The following is a 21325-nucleotide window of genomic DNA, read 5'->3' on the forward strand; positions in this document are numbered from 1 at the left end:
AATTAGTAGTCTAATGAGCAGAAACCTCTGAATTTTAGGGAGACTTTCCCTAATTATCGATCAAATTCAGTATGCCTGCCAGATGTTGCAAACGGAAAGTGTGTTTGGACAAGTGAAAAACAATCAGGACTTAAGGCGATCCTGCTTCGTAGCAGAGAGAAAGCGGCGTTTGAGTTCGAATAACTAAAAAAACGAAGAGCAGCGATCCTCCAATAAAAGGGGAATCACTGCTCTTTTGAATTTTACATTATGAATATTCCAGGCTTATCTATTGGCCCCTCTTTGATTTTCCCCATGCAGTGGAAGAACATCCACAAAAGGAGCAATGCGATCCATTAGTCGTTGGCCTTTATAGACCTCTTCACCATCTTTGCTCGTAAAGCTAAGATGTTTCTCCAAGCCATCCAACGGATAATTCGAGGTGTAGAAGGTTGGTTTGCGGTTCATCCGATAATTCAAGATCGCCCCAAGTACATGATCACGAGCCCAAGGATTCAAATTTTCCGCACCAATGTCATCAAAAATAAGTAAATCGCAGTTTTTCATCGTATCAACAGTTTCCTTCATCTTCTGGCCATCCATCATGATCGATTTCAAGTCCTCTATAAAGTCTGGCATGTATACGATCACTCCGGTATATCCAGCAACAGCAAGCTCATGCAGCAAATAACACATCAAAAAAGTTTTGCCTGTTCCGAAAGAGCCATGTAAATAAATGCCGCGTGAAGTCAGGCCTTCCTCTTTAACATTCGTGATATAATCAAATATTTTATTCACAGCCGAGACCCGGCGCGGGTCTTTGCCCATAATATCTATCTCATCATAACCGCCGTTAAGTACACGCTCGTCCACATAAAAGCTACGAATACGTTTGCGGATGTTATCCTGATTATCTTGTGCCACTTTAAGCCGGCATGCCGTCTTGCGTTCATATAGATCCACTGAACCATTCACAGTTTCTACCGTTAGTTTACTATAATGGCCAGGAAAATCATTTGGACACTTCTCTAGTCCTGGGCAGTTCGCACAGTTTCGGCTTTCCTCTACATATTGATACAGGCGACTCATATGAAGCCGCAGTCGTGATTCGTCCAGTTCAGGATGTTCGGACTGTAATGCCTTCACAAGTGGATGATTGAATAACCCCTGTTCAAGATCGCGTTGACGCTGCCGTAGAGTTGGATTGTTGATCGAACGAAGTACATCGCCCATAGACTCCATTGTTCCACCTCTCTTTCATTAAGGCGTTTGCGATACGCCTTTTTTCTTACTAGCCTTAATTTCTGCCGCTTTCTTCATCATCGCCGCGAATTCCTCTTCCGATACTGTTCCAGCACTTCCATCATCCAGCACAATCGGAATTTCCGGTTTATTGGAGCGGCCTGTATTTTTGGCATAAGAACGTGATCGTGTTCCTCCAGCAGCATTAGCCGTTGTCCCCTTGCCCTTCACTTTGGACTGATCTCTAATATATCTTACAGCCTTCTCGTAGGTGTTCACTTGTTTCACCAGCATATTGGAGGCGATAGCCTCTACAAAATTGCGGTTCATCCGCTGTTCTCCACCCGAGGCTACCATAGTCATTAAATAATGAATGAGTACATTAATTACTTCACCGCTCAGCTTATAGTTCAGATCTATTTTCTCGAACATATCCATCAGATGGCTGGGCACTGCACCCGGGAAAAAGGTTTGTAGCAGTCTCGTATAAGGTTCGTTCCGCAGCATCATATTATATTGGTGAATGTCACATTTGGACAAAAATTGTGGCGGTACTTCTACATAATACTCCATCTCAACAGATTGCTCTGGTGGTGCTATAGAATCATCATTCTCTTCGGTTGCACTGGACCGGATAGAAACAACTTTTGCAGCTGCAATTTCACGTTTTTCCTGTCGTTTCATATCTTGCCTGAAATGTTGGCTCGCTTTATATTGCAACGCATCCAGCATGACCTCGCCCTCCGGTGAGAACACTCCATCCTCATCCAGCAAACGACATAAATCCTGCGGACTCAGTTCGTATTTATGAGCAACATAGTTAATTACACCCATTTGAGTATGGTCAAAGCGCAGTTTTTCTACATGAGCCCGATTCACAGACTCCCGTGGAAAACGCAAAATAATGTCACTGTATCCGATTGCCTGCTCTCCGGATTCAAGCGTGCCGGGCTGTCGAACAGAGGCTACCTCTGCCAAAGCTTGCTCCAGCTCATAATCAATGACATGTGTATTAAGTTGAAAAATATCATAAAAAGGCACGGAAATATTCTCTTTGCCTATAGATCTGCGACTCCACTCTTCCGGTTCGCGATTCCAGAACTGTTCCCGTAAGGACAGCACAGCAAATTTGCCAATCTTATCACGTAACAGCAAGGTTAAATGCTGAGTGGCAAAAAAGTCGGCTGGCGATAGCGGCGGCATTAGCTCATATTCATATAAATAATCATCTGTTTCCGGCACATAGATTCGACAGGTCTGCAACAGACCCACTGCTTCTAACCGGGAAGCCTGATCAATTAAATATTTGCGGCCTTTCTCATTGGGTTCAACACCCAAAGTCATAAATAGCCTGCGCTGTTGCTCCACTCCAGAATAGCCAATGCTATCTGCTGGCACATGTTCAACCAGCAAGCGATAGAAACTGATTGCAAAGGCTCCTACCATAGGTTGATATACAGAGCTAAGCATACGTCCATCTATAACACTAAGACCAAATTCGCGGGAAACGCAGTACCGATGATGTTCGGTGAAATGATGTAAGTTACTCATCCGCATCTACGGATACCCCCTTGTTTACACGAATTCATACAGGATTCTATTCTATCACAAATTAACATAGCGAAAATGTAAATAAAATCCCAATTTCGACTCTTTTCGCAATATAATCAACTTCTTCTTACGAATATCTACCTCTATTAAACAAGAAGAAACGGCTTCGCCGTCCTCTAAAGAGGAAGGTATCCCGTTTCTCGCAGAAATATAAGACTGATTCATAACATAGGCTCTTTCGAATCTTTAAAACATCTTGTAACCGCCAAAGCGCAGCTTTTGAATGGTCCATCCACTAAGTATAGCACCTGCAAGACCAGCGACACCTGTAAGATAATCAACAAAGTGGAAACTGGAGAGATGCTCCCAGAGCGACATCGCGTTTCTATCCCAAATAGAATAGATTACGACGGGTAGAATAATAAGTACGAATAGATAAGCGGGAAACCAGGTTGTCTTCATTAACATGTTAAGAATAAAGCCGATACCAAACATCATCACAAAGAATAAAACGGCTAGGATAAACACTGGAATAAATCCCATCTTACCGTCTCCACCCCTTTCTATAAAGAAGCGCACATCTTTTACAAGCTAGTAGTAAGTTTACTAGAAAAAATGTCACGAAGCAATGAACTTTATTCAAATTCACGCACTAATTCGCACACTTAGAGGATGCCTCCGTTTGCTCTTGGCGGCTTGATTGCGATACAATGCAAGTAGATTAATCAGATCATACATAGCCTATGAAGCAGATGCTTCGTAAGACTAAGTTTATGCTTCAATTGCGAGTTTTACGCGATGTTATTTCAGCGAGGCTTATGCTTCGTAAAACTAAGCGTATGCTTTCGAAGCAAGTTTTACGCGATGTTATTTCAGCGAGGCTTATGCTTCGTAAAACTTTTAAGGAGTGAGATCATGATCGAAGCCGCTTTGACACTGGAAGGCTGGTATGCACTGCATGACTTCCGCTCTCTGAACTGGACCGCTTGGACGGCAGCAGATGATGAAGAACGTGCCGTTGCCCTGGAAGAACTACATGCTTTTATGCAGGAATGGAGCCCTGTTGAGGAAGCTAAAGAAGGCAGCACCGCAGTATACTCCATAGTGGGCCAAAAGGCTGATTTTGTAATGATGTTTTTGCGCGAAAGCCTAGAAGCTTTGAACCAGCTTGAGACCGCCTTTAACAAAATCGCTTTTGCTCAATATACAACCAAAGCTTATTCATATGTAAGTATTGTTGAATTAAGCAACTACGCTGCTGGTGGCAGTGGCAGCGACGGCAGCGACCCTATGCAGAATCCGCATGTTGCCGCACGTTTAAAGCCTATTTTACCGCAAGCGAAACACATCTGTTTCTATCCTATGAACAAAAAACGCGAGCTTGCCGATAACTGGTACATGCTTGATATGGACAAACGCCGGGAGCTCATGGCTTCACACGGGTTAATTGGACGTTCATATGCAGGTAAAGTGAAGCAAATTATTACCGGCTCCGTCGGTTTTGATGACTGGGAATGGGGCGTGACTCTGTTCGCTGAAGATGCACTGCAATTCAAAAAGCTGGTATACGAAATGCGTTTTGACGAAGTAAGTGCTCGCTACGGCGAATTCGGACCTTTTTATGTCGGCAATCTGCTGACTGAAGAATCTTTTGAAGAAATGCTCAAGCTGTAACAACAAAAAAAGGGTGTGTCTCCAGTTCGCATGGAGACACACCCTTTTTAACTGCCATATGATTAGATTAAGACACCGAAGTTCCTGAATCCTCATCTTCGTTATCCTCATCATCTTCACGTAAACTTTCCAGATATTCAGCCGTGGCCCGATCCCGAGCGCGCCCTTTATCCTTCAGGCGTTCGATACCAGGGAGAATGAGCAGATCAATTTCCTTCTGAACGATATAAGCCAGATCATACTGGTTCTGATCCTCCAGATAAGATCCAACCTCTATCAGTCCGTTATAACGGTCCAATTCTTCACGAGTCAGCAGTCCGCGTACCTGTACGCTGCAATGGCGCATCTTATAAGAATCTTCCTTTTTTCAGAACCAGCGGAATTCCGCCGATAATGAACAAGTAGCGCATATCTACAACTTTTTTCAACTGAGCTGCAGTCCAGCCCTTGTAAGTTTTGCTGCCTACTACAGCGATTCCTTGGCCTTTGCCTAGGGAAGCTACGGTTCCTTTATTGCTGAATGCGAATTTCTTCGGCTGTTGATTGCGGATTGCCGCCACCAAATTATGCGCACAGCATTCACCCTGCTGCATAGCAATTTGAGCGGTTGGCGGGTAAGGGCGTCCTTCCGGATTAATCATAAGGGAGCCATCACCAATAATGAAGATATTCTCTTGGCCCGGTGCACGTAGATATTCATCTACCTTCACGCGCCCACGCATAGCTTCAAATCCGGCAGCCTCAATAAGACGATTGCCACGGATTCCGCCTGTCCAAATAATTGTGGAGGCTTTGATTTCTTCGCCTGATGCCAGAATTACCCCGTTTGGCAGACACTCCTTGATCGCAACACCCATCTTGAAGGTAACTCCCTTTTTGGTGAGCAAGTCCATCGCATACTCCACAAGCTCAGGAGCAAAACCAGGCAGTGCTGTCGGAGCAGCCTCTACGTTATATATATTAACCATACTTGGATCAACGTCATATTCTTTACACAGTCCAGGGATACGGTCAGCTAATTCAGCTACAAATTCGATACCGCTAAAGCCGGCACCACCGACAACAAAATTAATATGCTCCTGAGCATTGTTCTCGTTCTTGTACTTAGCGAATTGATATTCAATATGCTCGCGAATTAAACGAACGGAATTGATGCTCCGGATTGTCAGTGCGTATTTATCAAGTCCAGGAATACCAAATGTTTCAGGCTCTCCACCTAAAGCAATGACAAGATAATCGTACGATAGGGTACCATCCTCCAAAATAATCTTTTTCTGCTGAGTACGAATTTCCTGAACAGATGACTTCACGAGGTCAATCTTGAATTCATCGATTAGTTTCGAAATGGACACCCGAGTGTGTTCAATACTGTCCGTACCCGCCGCAGGCATATGTAGATGGGTAGTAAAATAGTGGTACTCGTGACGGTTTACAAGCGTGACATCCGCTTCATTATAATTCAAAGCCTTCTGCAAGCGCTGTGCGGTCAAAATACCCCCATAGCCCGCGCCTAAGATAACGATTTTGGGAATACTACTCATGTTCCGGCTCCTTCCAAGAGGTAAATCTGTCTTTGTATTTTTTATTGAAACAATGTACGGTCCTTTTTGTGAATTTATACACTTATATTTAGAAGAAATTCCAATCAAACTTGAAGCATTTCTAAATTGACCATATCCATTGTAAACCTTAGTGTAGCATTAATCAAACATTAAAATACTAAAAAACGTCACACTTTTATTGACTTCTAAAGTCTTTCTTTGCAGGTATGTGTCACAATGATTATAATAAGTAGGTACACAAGTATGGCAAAATGAATATATCAACTCGGAGGTGTAATATCCCGTGACCCAAGAGCAATCCAGCGTTCCTATGAGCGACCTTTTAATCATAGGTGGCGGGCCAGCTGGCATGTTTGCCGCATTTTACGGCGGAATGCGTCAGGCATCAGTAACCCTTATTGAAAGTATGCCCCAATTGGGGGGACAACTTGCTGCCCTTTATCCAGAAAAATACATTTATGATGTGGCAGGTTTTCCAAAAGTAACAGCACAAGAATTGGTCGACAACCTGTCTCGGCAAATGGATATGTTCCAATCCAATATCCGGCTGGAGGAGAAAGTGATTTCTGTTCAAAAACGGGACGAACGTCATTTTGTGGTTACAACCGATGTAGCCGAATACCACAGTAAGGCGATCATCATTACAGCTGGTGTAGGTGCATTTGAACCTCGTCGTTTGGAATTACCCAACGCTGGACGTTTTGAAAAAGCAAACCTCCATTATTTTGTAAATGATCTAAATGCCTTTAAAGATAAAAAAGTTCTGATCAGCGGTGGCGGTGACTCTGCAGTTGACTGGGCGCTCATGCTGGAACCCATCGCTGAACAGGTAACCCTGATTCACCGCCGGGATAAATTCCGTGCTCATGAACATAGCGTTGAGAACCTGATGGCTTCCAAGGTTAACGTAGTTACCCCTACTGAAATTACAGAGCTGCATGGTGATGAGTTCATTACCAAGGTTACATTGTCAAATATCAAGACCAAAGAAACTCAAGAAATTGAAGTGGACAGCGTTATTGTTAACTTCGGATTCATCTCTTCCCTAGGTCCTATTGCCGAATGGGGTATTGATATTGAGGGGAACTCCATTGTTGTTGACTCGCGTATGGAAACAAGCATTCCAGGCATTTTTGCTGCCGGCGATATCACAACTTATCCTGGTAAGCTGAAGCTGATTGCTGTAGGATTTGGCGAAGCTCCAACGGCTGTGAATAATGCTAAGGTGTACATTGATCCAGAAGCGAAGCTTTCACCGGGTCACAGCAGTAATATGAAACTCTAATCTATTAACACAATAAAAAAGGGTATTCTTACAGACCTGTTGATAACAGCCTGTGAGGATACCCTTTTATGTTTGTTTGTGCCTCGCGGTTTTATATATGTAGCCTGCTACAAAGTTATCCTTTGCGCTTTTTAATGAAGAACCGCATGTACTGGAGAGTGTAAGTTTCGTTTGCGAATTTCAACGAGTAGAAGAGCGATGAAATCATGCTCTAGTTGCAGCTCTATTGCTCTATGGTAAGAGTCAAGCAGCATCTCATCCGACAATTCAACCATAAACTTCATCTACCTTTCCTTTATTTGGATCTGAATCTATCATATCAAACTATCATTTTTCGAACAAGCGTTCGCGTTATCCACAAGTACATGTGGAAATCCTGTGTATAAAATGTGTGTAAGCGTTATAAAGGTACTAGCTACACAGTGGACTATGGGGATAATAGTTATACACAGGATTGAACCACTTGTATACAGCTAAAAATATATTTTTATTGTAAATAAATTACAATGTTATTTACCCCAAAAGAACGCAACTAAACGCAATTTTATCTTACTACTCTATTATCGTCAATTCTTAAAATAATTGTTAATTTATTGAGGTCTTGTATTAACCTCCAAAATCCATATTTTCCCCGAATAATCCACAGCATAATCAAAGCCCAGCTCACCTATTCCCGGAAAATGCCGTTCCATAATTCCGATACATACATGGGTTAGTCTCCGCATTTCTGCTTTCTTCGCTGAAGCTTTAATCCGCGGCAACGATCTACGAAGTCCTTCACGACATGATAGCATCGTTCCCCCTTTACAAAGATTGGTTACGAACAGACCTGGCCGAGCCAATCTCCCTACCATGGAGCGAAATTCCCAAACCTCACCATTCTTAACTACTTTGACCCGATAATCAATAGGCCGTCCACCGATTCTCGCCAGGGAAATCCCTTGTTGAATCAAATATCTGCGTCTTGCCTTCACAGTATTAAGCGCACGTCTCATGGATCCAAAATCCTTGTAAATTCGAGTTCTGTCCATATAGGTGAATCCATAACCGCGACTATCCCGAAAAACTTTGATTACACCGTAACCTCCGCCACCCACAATAGGTTTAATGACAACATTTCCATATCTACGAAGCATTGCCAGGAGCGTTTCTGCCCTGTACCCCCTCGTCATTGGGATATAGGGTGCAACCCGAGCGTCGGTCAGCAACGCCTCTGTCTTCAGCCACTTACTGGCCAATTGTCTTCCTGCCATCGTCCTTTCCCTCCCTTCACAATCCAGCCTACCCTATACATTACTCAGAGAAGGTCTCGCCCTCTTGTATGATTGTCCGTGTAAGATGCCGCTCTTAGCAAAAAGGGCTTAGTGTTTAGCACAGCATCAGTCGACAGCGACAGGGTACAACCGCGGATTTTGTAGATTCAGTTCTCAAGAAATTCGACATCATTATCTTAATGGATGAGTTCACTATAACTAGAATAATCTTCAAAATCGTTGTATTATTAATAGCGGTTACATTTTCAATTTCTACTATTATAGTGAGTACTAACAGAATCACTAAAAAGCACAGCGCGGGGAGGGCTCAGAATGGCACAGTTTTTTGAGGTTTTATATTGGGTGGCTATGCTTGGGATGTCCATTGTATTGGCTGGAACGACTATACTGATCTGCGCCATTGGCTTTAAATTTATTAAAGACAAACGCAGAGCACTGGGTACGGGCTGTATCGCCTTCTCCCTTGGAGCTGCAGCACTCATCGTATTTATGATTAATTACAAGTTTATTATTCCAGCCTAATGTACGCAGGGACTGCCTATAAACAGCTTATTTCTATGCACAGACGGTCCGACCATCGAAAAAAACAACAGAGCAGCGATTCTCCAGTTATGTGGAGAATCGCTGCTCTGTGTTTTTAAACAATAGCTATCTGCTTCAACAGTGTCGTTAACCCATGAGCATTTCGGACCCAGATGACGTTATTTGCAGATTTTCAACCTTTGAGGCGTGGTTTCGGACTCCAGTGACACTATCGCTTAGAAAGAGCTTCATATTTACTGATTTTCATAGCAATAGCGGCAATGCGGTCCGTTGGCACCACAAATATGGGAAAATGCGGCGTTTAGGGTCATCTGTGTCCGATACATGGCTTGCGATACATGGTTAGCGATATATCGTTCGTGATACATGGTTAGCGATATATCGTTTGTGATACATGGTTAGCGATATATCGTTTGCTTCCTATGTAAAAGAATAAAGAACTACCCCAGCGCCCATTAAATGACTTCTGAGAAATTCCCCTATTACTCATAAATCCAGCGACAGGCGTATCATATCTATGACTTGAATCCCATTTTCAAAGATTTCTTCACTGTAATGCCTAATAAAAAAATCTCTATCAATGCCGGTGATTCTGAATCCACATTTCTGATAAAGTGCCAATTGTCCAACACTCGAATTACCTGTGCCAATTTCAATGGTTTTTGCTCCAAGCAGCTTGGCATTCTGAATCGCATGGTTCAGCAGCTGCTTACCTATTCCTTGCCCGTGTTTATTTTCGTCGACGGCGATATTTACGATTTCTACAGTCTCCGGTCTTGTCTGCAGCACAACGTAGACTCCGATGATGCTGTTATCGACCTCAGCCACACAACATAACCCTCTTTGTAAATATCCGTTAACTAAGCTCTCCGAAGGATCTGCTAATAGAAGTAATTCTAATGGAGGCTGTTCACCAGCTTTTAATTTTCTGATTTCCATTTCCATTTCCGAACTCCTTGTGATGATTTTTGTCATTGAGAATAAAAAAAACTCCAAGCCTGTGTTGTTAGAATCCAACACGGGGCTTGGAGCCGTGATTGCTGTGATTAGCAAGGCTCTTCGTTAGGTTTCCCTGCATCCGTAGCTGTCCGGAAGCTTGAACCGCAGCCGCAAGTTGCAGTAGCGTTAGGGTTGTTGATGGTGAAACCACCCGTCATGCCGGATTCTTCAAAGTCGATTTCGAGACCATCCAGGTAACGAAGGTTCTCCTTCTCCACAACCACTTTCATGTCTTGAATGTCCATATATACGTCCTGATCGGTTTCATTATCATCAAAGCCCATAGCGTACGAGAATCCACTGCAACCGCCGGGCGTTACTCCAATACGGAGGAACATGTTCGGTACTTCTTGTTCAGCAAGCATCGCCTTTAATTGTTCTGCTGCCTTTTCACTAATATTAATCATGATCTCATCCTCCTACAAATTCGTCTCCCTTCATAAGCGGAAACTTATGTTTAAGGGACCTTCCGGCCAAAAGTTATTTCTTAAAAATATAAGAAAGTATAAGTGTTGCACCTATTCTTTATGTCTTATATTTCTCGCTTAAACGCTTATCAACTTTATAAGGATGCCAATGACGTTTATGCTTGATAAATTCAGTATAACCGACTATTCCGTTACCCTCAAGTCACAACTGCCTTCGGCATGACCCTTCACAGCAAAAAACACCATCAATATCAAGCTGTTGATACCCTTAGGAGAGTAGGTTTATAATAGGGAAGGCACTCTAAGTAAAAATTCGGAAATTTGTCACGGAGGCAAGCTCGCCTCTTTCTTTTTTAGAATGAACAGCTACCACTTGGGTACGTCTGGAATTTATCTTCGAGCAATCTGCTCGTAAACTTTCAGGAGGAAATCATAATATGTCTACTCTTTTTACCCCCCACACGGATGCCCGAATGGCGAACATTATTGATAAGGTTCGCAGCGGCGAAAGATTGAATTTGGAAGATGGCGTTTATTTATATCAAAGCAACGATTTACTTACCATTGGCCAGCTAGCGAATGAAGTCAATATCGCCAAGAATCACAATCGGGTATATTTTATCGAAAACATGAGTCTATATTTCACCAATGTTTGCGAATCGCACTGTGCATTCTGCAATTTCCGCAAAGATGATGGAGAAGAGGGAGCCTATACCCTTTCCGGTCAGGAAATGGTGCAATATGTCGAACAGCATATCCACCCAGGCGTACGCGAATTCCATATTGTTGGTGGCCATAACGACAAGGTTCCCTTCCAATATTATGTGGATTCTTTAAAAGCTTTGAACGAACGTTTCCCTGAGGTTACCTTAAAAGCCTACACTGCCGCTGAAATTGATTTTTTCACCCGTATTAGCGGTTTGAGTATTCGTGAGGTACTGGAACAATTGCGTGCTGCTGGACTGAAAACACTCACCGGTGGTGGTGCAGAAATATTATCCGACCAATATCGTAAAAAAATGCGTGTAGACAAAGCTAATGTGGAAGAATATCTGGAAGTCCATCGGACAGCACATCAGCTTGGGATGAAGACCCATACCACTATGCTGTACGGCTCCATTGAATCTCATGAAGACCGTATCCGCCATATGATGCAAATCCGTGATTTGCAGGACGAAACCAATGGCTTTATGGTATTCATTCCATTGTCCATGCAGCCTAAGAATAAAAACGCTGGCATCATGCGCCGCAACTCTGCTTATGAGGATCTGAAGACCATTGCGATCAGCAGATTGATGTTGGACAATTTCGATCACATCAAAGCGTACTTCATTAACATTGGCCCCCAGCTTACTCAAGTTGCGCTGAACTTCGGTGCATCAGATGTGCATGGCACAATTCTAAAAGAACGTATCAGCCACGCGGCTGGCGCCTTAACACCGGAAGGTCTGACTCGCGACGAATTGATCTGGCTAGTGAAAGGTGCTGGACGAATTCCTGTCGAACGTGACACTTTCTATAATGAAGTTAAGGTATACGAATAAGAAGACTACCTGAGATTTGTTATCCCATATTGGAAAGGAAGTTCGGTCAGCATGAGAACAATACTCGTTCTTGGCGGTGGCTACGGCGGCCTAGCCTTAATTCAAGAATTACTCAATAATCATCTTCCTCATGATGTTGAAATTATCTTAATTGACCGAATGCCTTATCAAGGAATCAAAACGGAATATTATGCGCTCGCCGCAGGTACCGTAACTGATTATCACCTGCGCATTCATTTTCCGGTTCACCCCCGGCTTACTGTCCGGTACGGTGAAGTGAGTTCCATTGATTTGGAGAGCAAAATAGTCAGTATGGAGTCCGGTGAGATTGTATCTTATGATCTCCTAGCCATTGCTCTTGGCTGTACCGACAATTACCACAACATCCCTGGTGCTGATCAATATACCTGCAGCATCCAGACCTTTGCTGGTACTCGGGAAACCTACCGCCGTTTAAATGATGTGAAGCCTTACGGAACGATAAACATCGTAGGTGGAGGATTGAGCGGTGTTGAATTAGCCGCAGAGCTTCGGGAAAGCCGTCCAGACCTTAACATCGCTATTCTGGATCGCGGTGAACGTGTTTTGTCTGCCTTTCCGGCAAAGCTGTCACAGTACGTAGAGGAATGGTTTCATCACCATCAGGTGCAAACGCTGGGACGAATCTCTGTATCTCATGTAGAGAAGGATTCGATTTTTAACGGTACCGAGGAAATCCTTTCAGATGTGACAGTATGGACCGCAGGGATTCAACCTGTAAAAGTAGTTCAAGATTTGAATGTGTCGAAGGACCGCGGTGGACGGATTATGCTGGATGAGTATTATCGTATACCGGATTATCCGGAGGTATATGTGATTGGTGACTGTGCCAGTCTGCCATTCGCACCAAGCGCACAAGCCGCTGGAGCACAGGGTGAGCAGGTAGCTCAGGTTATCCAAGCGACCTGGCGCGGTGAGACTCCTAAGCTTCATCCTATTCGCCTGAAGGGTACTTTAGGGTCACTAGGAAAAAAAGCAGGATTCGGACTTATGGGACAACGCTCCGTCAAAGGACGGGTTCCCCGCATCCTCAAGAGCGGAGTGCTCTGGATGTCGAAACGCACTTTAGGATAAGCCTATGATTGGTTCATAAGTATTAAAGGAAGCTACTCTCAGATAAACACGAGAGTAGCTTCCTTACGTTATTGGTGCGTATACCCTTCGGACTCAGATGACCTTATTTGCAAATTTTCAGCCTTTGAAGGAGAGTTTCGGACTCCAGTGAAGTTATTGCTTATAATGAGGTTCATTTATGCTGTTTTTCAGGTGAATAGTGACTATGGGGTCCGATAGCAATCCAAATGTAGGAAAACACTCAATATAAGGTCGCCTGAGTCCGGTGGCACCTTCACGGTAGCCCCTGCACTCTCCAATATGTTGCCTAATCGATCAAATTGGTGGATTTTGTTCAAGTAAGGTTCCAAAAAGAGGGAGCACTCCATAATTTAGATTATGGAGTGCTCCCTCTTTTTTTCTCGAGAAATTTAGTCAAGATCTATATTAAACCAAGCCTCAAGCTCTTTGATCTTGGCCTCAATTTTCTCTTCTAGCTCTGCAACAGTTTCTGCTGCAATAATGTCACCTTCAACCATGGCGAAAGGCATTAAATAACACTCTCCACAATTGTTCAGACATCCGTATTCAATGACATCATAATCTGGATTTTCCTCCAGCTTATGCATTAGCTTGTCTGTTCCGTGACCCATGTTGCTGGAACAAAATTCAATAATTGGTCTCATGATGATCTCCCTATTCCGCCTAACCATTTTATTTTTTAACTTTTTGTACTATAATGAACTTACGAAAGGAGTGATTGAGAAATGAGTGAGAATGCACAAAGCACCGAAATGTATGATGAAGTACTAGAAGTGCTGGATAAGCTTCGTCCGTTCCTGCAGCGCGATGGCGGTGACGTAGAACTGGTCGATGTGGAAGACGGCATCGTTAAGTTGAAACTTATGGGTGCCTGCGGCAGCTGCCCAAGCTCCACGATCACCTTGAAAGCCGGGATTGAACGCGCCCTCCTTGAAGAAGTAGAAGGCGTTGAAGAAGTAGTTCAAGTATTCTAAATCCCGTTCAATAACCCTCCCGATTCTCCTGTAAAGGAGATCGGGATTTTCTTATTATAGAGGATTTAACATTCTCTCACAACCTTAGAACATAAAACCCGCAAGCCAACTTGGCTGCGGGTTCTTGTTATGACTATAGACGAATTTAGCTTCATTCCTTAAAACGCTGGAATGATCGCACCTTCGTACTTTTCTTCAATGAAAGCTTTAGCTTCTGGAGAATTCAGGGCAGCAACCAGCTTTTTGATGGCTTCGGAATCTTTATTGTCTTGACGGGTTACCAAAATGTTAGCATAAGGGGAATCTACACCCTCGATGAACAATGCATCTTTAGTTGGCACAAGACCAGCGTCTAGTGCAAAGTTCGTGTTGATCAAAGCAAGGTCTACCTCATCCAGTTGACGTGGGAGCATAGCTGCTTCCAACTCAATGATGTCGAGATTTTTCTTGTTTTCAGTGATATCTGCTTTTGTTGCAGCAATGTTTGTATCATCTTTCAAGGTAATCAGACCATTTTTTGCAAGTAGGATTAGTGCACGGCCACCGTTAGTAGCATCGTTCGGAATGGCAACTTTTGCACCATCAGCCAACTCATCGATCGATTTGATTTTTTTGGAATAAGCTCCAAAAGGTTCAACGTGAACGGATGCAACAGAAACCAGGTCGGTTTTATTATTTTTGTTTTGGTCATCCAGATACGGTTGGTGTTGGAAAAAGTTAGCGTCTAACTCCTTCTCATCAAGCTGCACGTTAGGTTGAATATAGTCAGTGAATTCTTTGATTTCAAGTGTAATTCCATCTTTTTCAAGCAATGGAGCAATAGCCTTCAAAATTTCAGCATGAGGAACAGGTGAGGCACCAATCACCAATTTCACTGGATCTTTAGTAGGTTCACTTGTTGCTTCTGCGTTTGGTGCTGTTGTAGCAGCCGAGCTCCCAGCATTATTAGATGCATTGTTGTTACCGCAAGCCGCAAGCACCGCAACCAGTGTCAGGCTAAAAAATGTAAGTAGTACTTTTTTCATTGTAAATCCCCCTCTAATCTATATTTTGTATTGAATAAGGATATATATGGATGTACCTTATTTCCGTGTGTAATGTTTTACGAGTCGGTCACCGGCCATTTGTAGCAATTGCACCAGTACGACAATAAATATTATAGAAACAATCATAATCTCCGTCTCATAGCGGTGGTAGCCGTAACGAATCGCCAAGTCACCTAATCCGCCGCCCCCAACCATACCAGCCATTGCTGTATAGGAGACCAGTGTAACCAGTGTGATCGTAACTCCAGCTAGCAGACCTGGACGAGCTTCTGGCAAAAGAACACGCATAACGATTTGGTTCGTCGATGCTCCCATACCTTGTGCGGCTTCGATGACTCCGCGGTCTACCTCTCTTAACGACGTCTCTACCAAACGGGCAAAAAACGGAGCTGCACCAATCACCAGAGGTGGAATCGTACCGAGTACACCAATGGAGGTTCCAACAACGGCTTTGCTGAAAGGAATTAGAGCCACCATCAAAATGATAAAGGGTACGGAACGTAGGATATTTACAAGTAATGATAAGACCGAGTAAGTTACTCTGATTACTATACTATTCGATTTCCCCCATAAATACAATAGAATTCCGAGTGGTAAACCAAGAATAATTGTGAACAATCCGGAAAAAAATATCATTTTTATAGTAGCAACCGTAGCATCCATCATTTCTTGCCAATTTAGATCTGCAAAATTCATTACGAAATCACCTCCACATCAAGGCCTTGAGCAATTAGTCTGGAGATCGTTACAGCAATCGCCTCAGCTGGCCCTTCGAACCGCACAATCATCTGTCCATAAGGCACATCTTTAATCGTTGAGATGGTACCATGTAAGATTGCAAAGCTTACACCCGTATCACGCACGACATCGGATAGTGCCGAGCCGTAAGTTTTTTCTCCGAAAAAAGTAATTTTGACAGCTTGAGAGTTATCCCCTGCAGCAGCATCAAGCGCCACTCGAAGAGGTCCTTCATTCTGTGTCTCACTGCGGATGAAATCGCGTGTAACCTCATGCTGCGGCTTGAGAAATACCTCTGTAACTTTGCCTTGCTCAACAATCCCACCACCATGAATGACCGCGACACGGTCGCAGATGCTCTGGATTACATGCATTTCATGTGTGATCAGCACAATGGTCAAATGGAATCTTTTATTAATATCGAGTAGCAGCTTAAGAATGGAATCTGTTGTCTGGGGATCAAGCGCAGAAGTGGCCTCGTCACACAGCAGCACATCAGGGTCACTGGCTAGTGCCCGGGCGATGCCGACCCGCTGCTTTTGTCCTCCAGATAACTGAGAAGGAAACTTATCTTTATGTTCTTCAAGCCCAACTAGAGCGAGCAGGTCTTTGACTTTTGTATCAATAGCTGTTCTCGACGTACCTGCAAGGCGCAGTGGAAAGGCAATATTATCGTACACGGTCGCTGAAGACAGCAAATTGAAATGTTGAAAAATCATCCCAATCTTGCGCCGCTGTTCCTGCAGCTGACCTTGGTTAAGACTGGTTAGCTCAACACCGTCTACCCAGACCTCTCCTTCTGTCGGACGTTCCAACAGATTAATGCAACGGATCAATGTACTTTTCCCGGCTCCAGAGTGGCCGATGACTCCGAATATTTCACCTTTCTCGATGGACAGATTCAATCCAGAAAGTGCTGTTGCCGCATTACTCCCTTTTCCATAAACCTTTGTTATCCCTTTTAGATTAATCAACTCTCGTCGCCCCCCCTTTATACTTCACTTATTCTATACAAAAAAACCTCCAACGATCGATGCAGATCGCAAGAGGCTCTGTGGGTTTATTAAGACAATGCCTTCTCATCTGCCAACGACCGCAACCTGCGCCATTGTAGGAATTAGCACCATGACATTTGTACAACGCTTCCCGCGCTGGTTACAAATCGGTTGCCGGGCTTCATCGGGCCTATCCCTCCGCCGCTCTCGATAAGATAAAGTTATGAAATTATATTTTTTCTGAAATCGTACATACTTTAATGCAAGCATAAGTATAGTGAGTTTATCGATTTTTGTCAAAAGGAAATATATTGAACAATTACGATTTTATGCTCTTTACCTTGCTTATTTCCTTACGCAGCTGTTCATTGCTGTAGCTGAATGCCGCGATTAATGTCTTACAGTTCATTTCGAGCGATTGTTTTAAATCCTCAAGATGGCTATCCAGATCCTCGAGCTGAATTTTGTCATGCAGACCTTGGTGCCGCTGCCACAAATCATCCTGCATTTCGGAATTCATATAATGAATTTCAGCATTTCTGCGCTTGCGTAAATTCTCCAATGGATCGCGGTAGGAGTTCTTAATCTCTTCCAGTTGATCCGCTAATGCAGGATGCACATTCAATAATTGAAGCTGACGCAGCACTGTAAAGTAAGAAAAGTGCGTTTTTAATTTGGATGTTTTGAGATCATAAAAATGATTCAGTACCGTCCCAAGCTTGTCCAGAAGAGAGAAAACCCGGATAAAGCCATCTTTATAAAAATAAACATAACGTGCATAATCGCCCTGTTCCACCGGTGTCATATCATCCATATAACCCGCAATCACTAATTTCCGGTAAAAAGCGGCCGCGAACCAACTTTGCTCCAGTTCATCCAGAGAGGAAATCAGCCCACGTGTCCAAATCTCCAGCTTGCGGTATTCATGGTCATTATCCTCATGGGCACTCATTTCCTTGCGCAGCAATGCTGCAAAAGTGGCCATATTCTCCATCGCATCAGCCAACACACCGCTGTTCTTTCGAGGCGGCTCTCCAAGTAATACCCGCAGCATATCCCAGTCCTCCTAAAGTTTTGTTCAGCGTCTGCTTCCATGGACTGCTTCGTACAAAACTCGCGACGTAAGCATCGGCCAATCAGCTCCACGATATACCGATTTCCACTTTATTATTCCGCGGGTGAAGCACCTCTATCCACGGAGGGAATGTTCTACCAAGGCGGTGGAATCATTGGGCTCGTTACATTTTTTCCAGACACGACACTACTCGCGCGATTTAGCTGCCAGACTCTTACACTCATATAACATAAGACACCAAACAAACTGGCAATCAGTAAAATATGAGCCAAAGCGGCAAATATGTACAGCCTTTCATTATCTAGAGTGTAAACCACAGCCGCCCCACTAAATACCTGCATCAAGCATAACAGCACTGCAGCTACACCCAGCGCTCTAAGCTCTGGATAATCCTTATGTTTCCAAAATGCTAAATGCCCAAGCAGCGCAGTAAGCATGAATAAGATTAAAGCCGCAATCCGATGCGTAAAAACAACACCTACACCTCCGGAAAGCTCCGGAACCCATTCTCCATTACAAAGCGGCCAACCCGAACACCCGCCTTGTGAATCCGTATGACTTACAAAGGCTCCAATATACACGACAATATAAGAATAGATGGCAGTAAAACAGGTTAAATTGCGAAAAGCCTTACTTACGGGCTTCTTTTGAGCCTCCAGCTTATGATCATACTCGCGCGCTTCATGCCATCTCTTGGTTCCAAGAGCCAACATCATAGCGCTTGAAAAGGCGATCAAAGAAAAACCCATATGCAACGCCATTACAGCAGCGGATTGGGATTTAATTACTGCAAGCGCTCCCATACCACCTTGAACGATGACGAATACTAAGGTCATAAATGCATATCCCAGCAAATCGCGCCGCGTACGAGCATAACGCCAAAAAGCAAACATCGAGGCAAGTGAGAATAACCCTGCCAAACCGCTAAACAAGCGATGGGTGTATTCAATCATCGAGCCTATAGTATAAGCCGGAATTAATTTTCCATGACAGAGCGGCCATTCATTTCCGCATTCCAAGCCCGATCCAGTCTTCGTCACTACCGCTCCTCCGAGTACAGCGAGGAACATGATAAGGCAAGTAAGATAACTAAGCCATTTCAACTGATTTGTCGTCAAAAATATCACCCGCAGTTTTTAGTAATGAAGAAGCAGCCAGACTTATATTTCAAAAAACCACCGCTTTTGCACAAACAGGCGAAAGCGGTGGTTCCTTAGGAATTACTTTTGAAGGCTTTGATGCACTTGGACCGCTTTATCAAGGAAATTCTCAATCTCTTCACGGGATTTGCGCAATTTATTAACGAATCTAACCAATTCCCGTCCATCCGAATATGCGACGAAGCTTGGAATACCCATAATATTTTGTTCTTGACTAACATCGCCCACGGCATCAACATCTACCTCAACCAGTGTAAGGCGGTCTGCATAAGACTGCTCTACCTCTGGGATAAAAGGATCGATAAATTTGCAATCCGAGCACCAGTCAGCCTTGAAGATGGCCACTGTTAATCGAGGTGATTGAATGGCTACCTGAAATTCAGCAGGAGAACTAATTTTGTCCATGATTTACTCAGTCCCTTCTTCAATATCTGTCTATTTTCTACTCTTTAAGTGAAGCAAAATGCAGTGTAGAAGTCAAACCTATTCTCTCATACGAACACGTGCAGGCTGTAACTTCATCAGCGGATTCAATAATTTTTGCAGCGCCCGCGGATAACTGGAGATTTCCTGTTTAGTCAGCACGCCCAGCACAATAAGCAGTACTAGATAAATAACAACAACAGCGGCTCCTACAACAAGACAAGTGATCAGAAACGCCAAACGTGCAGGCATCAGATCTGTTAACAGAATCCCAGCCTCATTCAAGCCATAACCAATCCCGCCGGACACAAGTACCGCAATCACGAAACCGCCCCAACGTTTGCCCATAATTTCAAAAGACACAATCGATTTCAGCATACGTAAGTTAAGCAAAGTAATGACCACGAAACAAAGTGCTGTTGCACCGATGATTCCGTAGATGCCAAATACCTTACTAAGTAATAAGCTTGCCACTAATTTTACAATAATACCCGCTAACACATAATACATGGAAATTCGCGATTTGCCCATACCTAACAAAATAGAGTTCGTTGTCATCATCGTAATCTGAAAGATCGTTCCTAAAGTAAGCATGGCTACGATACCACTGCCATCTAAACTACTGAATAAGAGGCCATTAACTGAATATGCAGCAACTACGAGTGATAGAACAATCGGTGCTCCTGTTAAAATAGAGATACGAAGCGCTAACGTCACTTGCCCTTTTAGATGTTTCTCATCCCGACGGGCATATGCAGCTGAAATAATTGGTATTAGTGAAGTGCTCAGTGCTATAGAAAGAACCGGCGGAATCCCGGCGACACTCTGTGCCCGACTCCCGAAAATACCCAAAGCACGTGTGGCATCAGCTACACCAACTTGTCCACTCAGTAACGGTACAATTAAAGATGTATCAATAAAGTTCACTACTGGAACCGTAACTGAAGATAGCACGATAGGAATGGATAATTTAAATATATCCTTATAAATTCCAAATAGAGGAAGCTTCGCTTCATTCGTTTCGTATAACGCAGTTTGCCCCTCACTACGCCGTAATTTCATAGCGTAATAGAGCATTACACCAAAAGCACCAACACTACCAAATACACTACCGAATGATGCTCCAGCAGCCATCCAAGTGTTGTCGTACCCTTTTTGTAACAATACAAATGCCAGAAGAACAGCTGTAGATACCCTCGCGATCTGCTCCACAATTTGAGAGATGCCACCAGCCATCATATTATTCCGCCCTTGAAAGTACCCACGCATCATTGCTATAGAAGGGAAGAGTAGGAGTGCCGGAGCTATGGCCCGGATCGCCAAAGTACTTTCAGGAACTTTTGCATATTCTGCATAATAAGGAGCACCTATGTATAACAATGCGCTCATAATTACGCCAACTACAACACCAAACATTAATGCCGCCCGATACACCTGTTGAGCTTCATTTGGCCTATTCAGTGCATAACGCTCAGATACCATTTTACTTAATGTACTTGGAATCCCTGCTGTAGCCAGCGGTAATAACATCAAATAAACTGTGTTTGCCTGCGTAAATGAAGCATTACCAACATCATTAAATAAATGCTCCAGCGGCACCCGCTGGACAAGCCCGAGTACCCTTGCCACCAAAGCTGCAGCAGCAAGGATAAGCGTGCCTTTAACAAAAGACTCTTTCTTGGACAAACTCTTTCCCCTT

The 21325-nt window shown here is 43.6% G+C and carries 23 protein-coding genes and 1 riboswitch; of the genes, 6 read left to right on the top strand and 17 right to left on the bottom strand.

The window, feature by feature from the left end; genetic code table 11:
- Positions 1 to 264 precede the first annotated feature (264 nt).
- The 3 genes from dnaI to NST25_RS25825 all read right to left on the bottom strand — a co-directional run bounded on the left by dnaI (position 265) and on the right by NST25_RS25825 (position 3315).
- Positions 265 to 1221 (bottom strand): primosomal protein DnaI, encoded by a 957-nt coding sequence (gene dnaI, locus NST25_RS25815; RefSeq protein WP_076134190.1) that lies wholly within the window; start codon positions 1219 to 1221, stop codon positions 265 to 267.
- A gap of 18 nt (positions 1222 to 1239) precedes the next feature.
- Positions 1240 to 2778 (bottom strand): DnaD domain protein, encoded by a 1539-nt coding sequence (locus NST25_RS25820; RefSeq protein ID WP_076193307.1) that lies wholly within the window; start codon positions 2776 to 2778, stop codon positions 1240 to 1242.
- Between the two features lie 240 nt (positions 2779 to 3018).
- Complete coding sequence (locus NST25_RS25825) at positions 3019 to 3315, bottom strand: YuiB family protein (RefSeq protein ID WP_036685224.1); 297 nt, start codon at positions 3313 to 3315, stop codon at positions 3019 to 3021.
- Positions 3316 to 3687: 372 nt separating this feature from the next.
- Here NST25_RS25825 and hemQ point away from each other — a divergent pair, with 372 nt between their 5' ends.
- Positions 3688 to 4446, top strand: a complete 759-nt coding sequence (hemQ, locus tag NST25_RS25830) for a hydrogen peroxide-dependent heme synthase (RefSeq protein WP_036685226.1) — start codon at positions 3688 to 3690, stop codon at positions 4444 to 4446.
- Positions 4447 to 4513: 67 nt separating this feature from the next.
- Here the strand turns inward: hemQ and NST25_RS25835 are convergent, their stop codons facing one another.
- Both NST25_RS25835 and NST25_RS25840 read right to left on the bottom strand, forming a co-directional pair.
- Complete coding sequence (locus NST25_RS25835) at positions 4514 to 4792, bottom strand: hypothetical protein (RefSeq protein ID WP_036685228.1); 279 nt, start codon at positions 4790 to 4792, stop codon at positions 4514 to 4516.
- 1 nt (position 4793) lies between these two features.
- Positions 4794 to 5987, bottom strand: a complete 1194-nt coding sequence (locus tag NST25_RS25840; RefSeq protein WP_036685230.1) for an NAD(P)/FAD-dependent oxidoreductase — start codon at positions 5985 to 5987, stop codon at positions 4794 to 4796.
- 331 nt (positions 5988 to 6318) lie between these two features.
- On the opposite strand from NST25_RS25840, the gene NST25_RS25845 reads away from it, so the two are divergent.
- Positions 6319 to 7293 carry an NAD(P)/FAD-dependent oxidoreductase gene (locus NST25_RS25845; protein WP_076128050.1) on the top strand — a complete coding sequence of 325 codons (975 nt, stop codon included), beginning with the start codon at positions 6319 to 6321 and terminating at the stop codon, positions 7291 to 7293.
- A gap of 131 nt (positions 7294 to 7424) precedes the next feature.
- Here NST25_RS25845 and sda read toward each other — a convergent pair whose 3' ends face one another.
- Both sda and NST25_RS25855 read right to left on the bottom strand, forming a co-directional pair.
- On the bottom strand, positions 7425 to 7568 hold the full coding sequence (gene sda / locus NST25_RS25850) for a sporulation histidine kinase inhibitor Sda (RefSeq protein ID WP_036685584.1): 144 nt from the start codon (positions 7566 to 7568) through the stop codon (positions 7425 to 7427).
- A 315-nt stretch (positions 7569 to 7883) separates the two neighbouring features.
- Positions 7884 to 8546 (bottom strand): YheC/YheD family protein, encoded by a 663-nt coding sequence (locus tag NST25_RS25855; RefSeq protein ID WP_076127972.1) that lies wholly within the window; start codon positions 8544 to 8546, stop codon positions 7884 to 7886.
- Between the two features lie 333 nt (positions 8547 to 8879).
- Here NST25_RS25855 and NST25_RS25860 point away from each other — a divergent pair, with 333 nt between their 5' ends.
- Entirely contained in the window at positions 8880 to 9089 is a 210-nt protein-coding gene (locus NST25_RS25860) for a hypothetical protein (protein WP_036685233.1), read from the top strand.
- Between the two features lie 507 nt (positions 9090 to 9596).
- Here the strand turns inward: NST25_RS25860 and NST25_RS25865 are convergent.
- Together NST25_RS25865 and NST25_RS25870 are read right to left on the bottom strand one after the other, a co-directional pair.
- Positions 9597 to 10049 (bottom strand): GNAT family N-acetyltransferase, encoded by a 453-nt coding sequence (locus NST25_RS25865; protein ID WP_076128052.1) that lies wholly within the window; start codon positions 10047 to 10049, stop codon positions 9597 to 9599.
- Positions 10050 to 10156: 107 nt separating this feature from the next.
- Complete coding sequence (locus NST25_RS25870; protein ID WP_036685235.1) at positions 10157 to 10516, bottom strand: iron-sulfur cluster assembly accessory protein; 360 nt, start codon at positions 10514 to 10516, stop codon at positions 10157 to 10159.
- A 458-nt stretch (positions 10517 to 10974) separates the two neighbouring features.
- Between NST25_RS25870 and mqnE the strand changes: the two genes are divergently transcribed.
- Together mqnE and NST25_RS25880 are read left to right on the top strand one after the other, a co-directional pair.
- Entirely contained in the window at positions 10975 to 12081 is a 1107-nt protein-coding gene (gene mqnE, locus NST25_RS25875; RefSeq protein ID WP_036685236.1) for an aminofutalosine synthase MqnE, read from the top strand.
- 51 nt (positions 12082 to 12132) lie between these two features.
- Positions 12133 to 13194: an NAD(P)/FAD-dependent oxidoreductase gene (locus tag NST25_RS25880; RefSeq protein WP_076099373.1), complete on the top strand. Its 1062-nt coding sequence runs from the start codon at positions 12133 to 12135 to the stop codon at positions 13192 to 13194.
- A gap of 410 nt (positions 13195 to 13604) precedes the next feature.
- Here NST25_RS25880 and NST25_RS25885 read toward each other — a convergent pair whose 3' ends face one another.
- Complete coding sequence (locus NST25_RS25885; protein WP_076099374.1) at positions 13605 to 13859, bottom strand: YuzB family protein; 255 nt, start codon at positions 13857 to 13859, stop codon at positions 13605 to 13607.
- A gap of 81 nt (positions 13860 to 13940) precedes the next feature.
- Here NST25_RS25885 and NST25_RS25890 point away from each other — a divergent pair, with 81 nt between their 5' ends.
- The gene (locus tag NST25_RS25890) at positions 13941 to 14189 is read left to right on the top strand and encodes a NifU family protein (RefSeq protein ID WP_036685249.1); all 249 of its coding nucleotides are present in this window, start codon (positions 13941 to 13943) and stop codon (positions 14187 to 14189) included.
- 158 nt (positions 14190 to 14347) lie between these two features.
- Here NST25_RS25890 and NST25_RS25895 read toward each other — a convergent pair whose 3' ends face one another.
- The 7 genes from NST25_RS25895 to NST25_RS25925 all read right to left on the bottom strand — a co-directional run bounded on the left by NST25_RS25895 (position 14348) and on the right by NST25_RS25925 (position 21312).
- Positions 14348 to 15214 (bottom strand): MetQ/NlpA family ABC transporter substrate-binding protein, encoded by an 867-nt coding sequence (locus tag NST25_RS25895; protein WP_036685252.1) that lies wholly within the window; start codon positions 15212 to 15214, stop codon positions 14348 to 14350.
- A 57-nt stretch (positions 15215 to 15271) separates the two neighbouring features.
- Entirely contained in the window at positions 15272 to 15931 is a 660-nt protein-coding gene (locus NST25_RS25900; RefSeq protein ID WP_076099375.1) for a methionine ABC transporter permease, read from the bottom strand.
- Entirely contained in the window at positions 15931 to 16947 is a 1017-nt protein-coding gene (locus NST25_RS25905) for a methionine ABC transporter ATP-binding protein (RefSeq protein ID WP_076127976.1), read from the bottom strand. The genes NST25_RS25900 and NST25_RS25905 overlap by 1 nt, the downstream gene beginning before the upstream one ends.
- 102 nt (positions 16948 to 17049) lie before the next feature.
- Positions 17050 to 17185: riboswitch (SAM riboswitch) on the bottom strand.
- A gap of 102 nt (positions 17186 to 17287) precedes the next feature.
- Positions 17288 to 18022 (bottom strand): Cthe_2314 family HEPN domain-containing protein, encoded by a 735-nt coding sequence (locus NST25_RS25910; RefSeq protein WP_076127978.1) that lies wholly within the window; start codon positions 18020 to 18022, stop codon positions 17288 to 17290.
- A 155-nt stretch (positions 18023 to 18177) separates the two neighbouring features.
- Positions 18178 to 19161 (bottom strand): heme A synthase, encoded by a 984-nt coding sequence (locus tag NST25_RS25915; protein ID WP_076281935.1) that lies wholly within the window; start codon positions 19159 to 19161, stop codon positions 18178 to 18180.
- A 102-nt stretch (positions 19162 to 19263) separates the two neighbouring features.
- Complete coding sequence (locus NST25_RS25920) at positions 19264 to 19608, bottom strand: thioredoxin family protein (protein WP_076127982.1); 345 nt, start codon at positions 19606 to 19608, stop codon at positions 19264 to 19266.
- Positions 19609 to 19686: 78 nt separating this feature from the next.
- Positions 19687 to 21312: a polysaccharide biosynthesis protein gene (locus tag NST25_RS25925; protein ID WP_076184764.1), complete on the bottom strand. Its 1626-nt coding sequence runs from the start codon at positions 21310 to 21312 to the stop codon at positions 19687 to 19689.
- Positions 21313 to 21325: the final 13 nt, after the last annotated feature.

Source organism: Paenibacillus sp. FSL E2-0190, assembly GCF_037992965.1.
In the GTDB taxonomy this organism is placed as follows: domain Bacteria; phylum Bacillota; class Bacilli; order Paenibacillales; family Paenibacillaceae; genus Paenibacillus_AQ; species Paenibacillus_AQ odorifer.

Coding starts and splice junctions, on each gene's coding strand:
- NST25_RS25870 (WP_036685235.1), bottom strand. CDS start 10,516: ATGATTAATATTAGTGAAAAGGCAGCAGAACAATTAAAGGCGATGCTT.
- NST25_RS25865 (WP_076128052.1), bottom strand. CDS start 10,049: ATGGAAATCAGAAAATTAAAAGCTGGTGAACAGCCTCCATTAGAATTA.
- NST25_RS25825 (WP_036685224.1), bottom strand. CDS start 3,315: ATGGGATTTATTCCAGTGTTTATCCTAGCCGTTTTATTCTTTGTGATG.
- dnaI (WP_076134190.1), bottom strand. CDS start 1,221: ATGGAGTCTATGGGCGATGTACTTCGTTCGATCAACAATCCAACTCTA.
- NST25_RS25895 (WP_036685252.1), bottom strand. CDS start 15,214: ATGAAAAAAGTACTACTTACATTTTTTAGCCTGACACTGGTTGCGGTG.
- sda (WP_036685584.1), bottom strand. CDS start 7,568: ATGGTTGAATTGTCGGATGAGATGCTGCTTGACTCTTACCATAGAGCA.
- NST25_RS25880 (WP_076099373.1), top strand. CDS start 12,133: ATGAGAACAATACTCGTTCTTGGCGGTGGCTACGGCGGCCTAGCCTTA.
- NST25_RS25820 (WP_076193307.1), bottom strand. CDS start 2,778: ATGCGGATGAGTAACTTACATCATTTCACCGAACATCATCGGTACTGC.
- NST25_RS25910 (WP_076127978.1), bottom strand. CDS start 18,022: ATGCTGCGGGTATTACTTGGAGAGCCGCCTCGAAAGAACAGCGGTGTG.
- NST25_RS25900 (WP_076099375.1), bottom strand. CDS start 15,931: ATGAATTTTGCAGATCTAAATTGGCAAGAAATGATGGATGCTACGGTT.
- NST25_RS25855 (WP_076127972.1), bottom strand. CDS start 8,546: ATGGCAGGAAGACAATTGGCCAGTAAGTGGCTGAAGACAGAGGCGTTG.
- NST25_RS25860 (WP_036685233.1), top strand. CDS start 8,880: ATGGCACAGTTTTTTGAGGTTTTATATTGGGTGGCTATGCTTGGGATG.
- NST25_RS25835 (WP_036685228.1), bottom strand. CDS start 4,792: ATGCGCCATTGCAGCGTACAGGTACGCGGACTGCTGACTCGTGAAGAA.
- NST25_RS25885 (WP_076099374.1), bottom strand. CDS start 13,859: ATGAGACCAATTATTGAATTTTGTTCCAGCAACATGGGTCACGGAACA.
- NST25_RS25920 (WP_076127982.1), bottom strand. CDS start 19,608: ATGGACAAAATTAGTTCTCCTGCTGAATTTCAGGTAGCCATTCAATCA.
- NST25_RS25840 (WP_036685230.1), bottom strand. CDS start 5,987: ATGAGTAGTATTCCCAAAATCGTTATCTTAGGCGCGGGCTATGGGGGT.
- mqnE (WP_036685236.1), top strand. CDS start 10,975: ATGTCTACTCTTTTTACCCCCCACACGGATGCCCGAATGGCGAACATT.
- NST25_RS25845 (WP_076128050.1), top strand. CDS start 6,319: ATGAGCGACCTTTTAATCATAGGTGGCGGGCCAGCTGGCATGTTTGCC.
- NST25_RS25890 (WP_036685249.1), top strand. CDS start 13,941: ATGAGTGAGAATGCACAAAGCACCGAAATGTATGATGAAGTACTAGAA.
- hemQ (WP_036685226.1), top strand. CDS start 3,688: ATGATCGAAGCCGCTTTGACACTGGAAGGCTGGTATGCACTGCATGAC.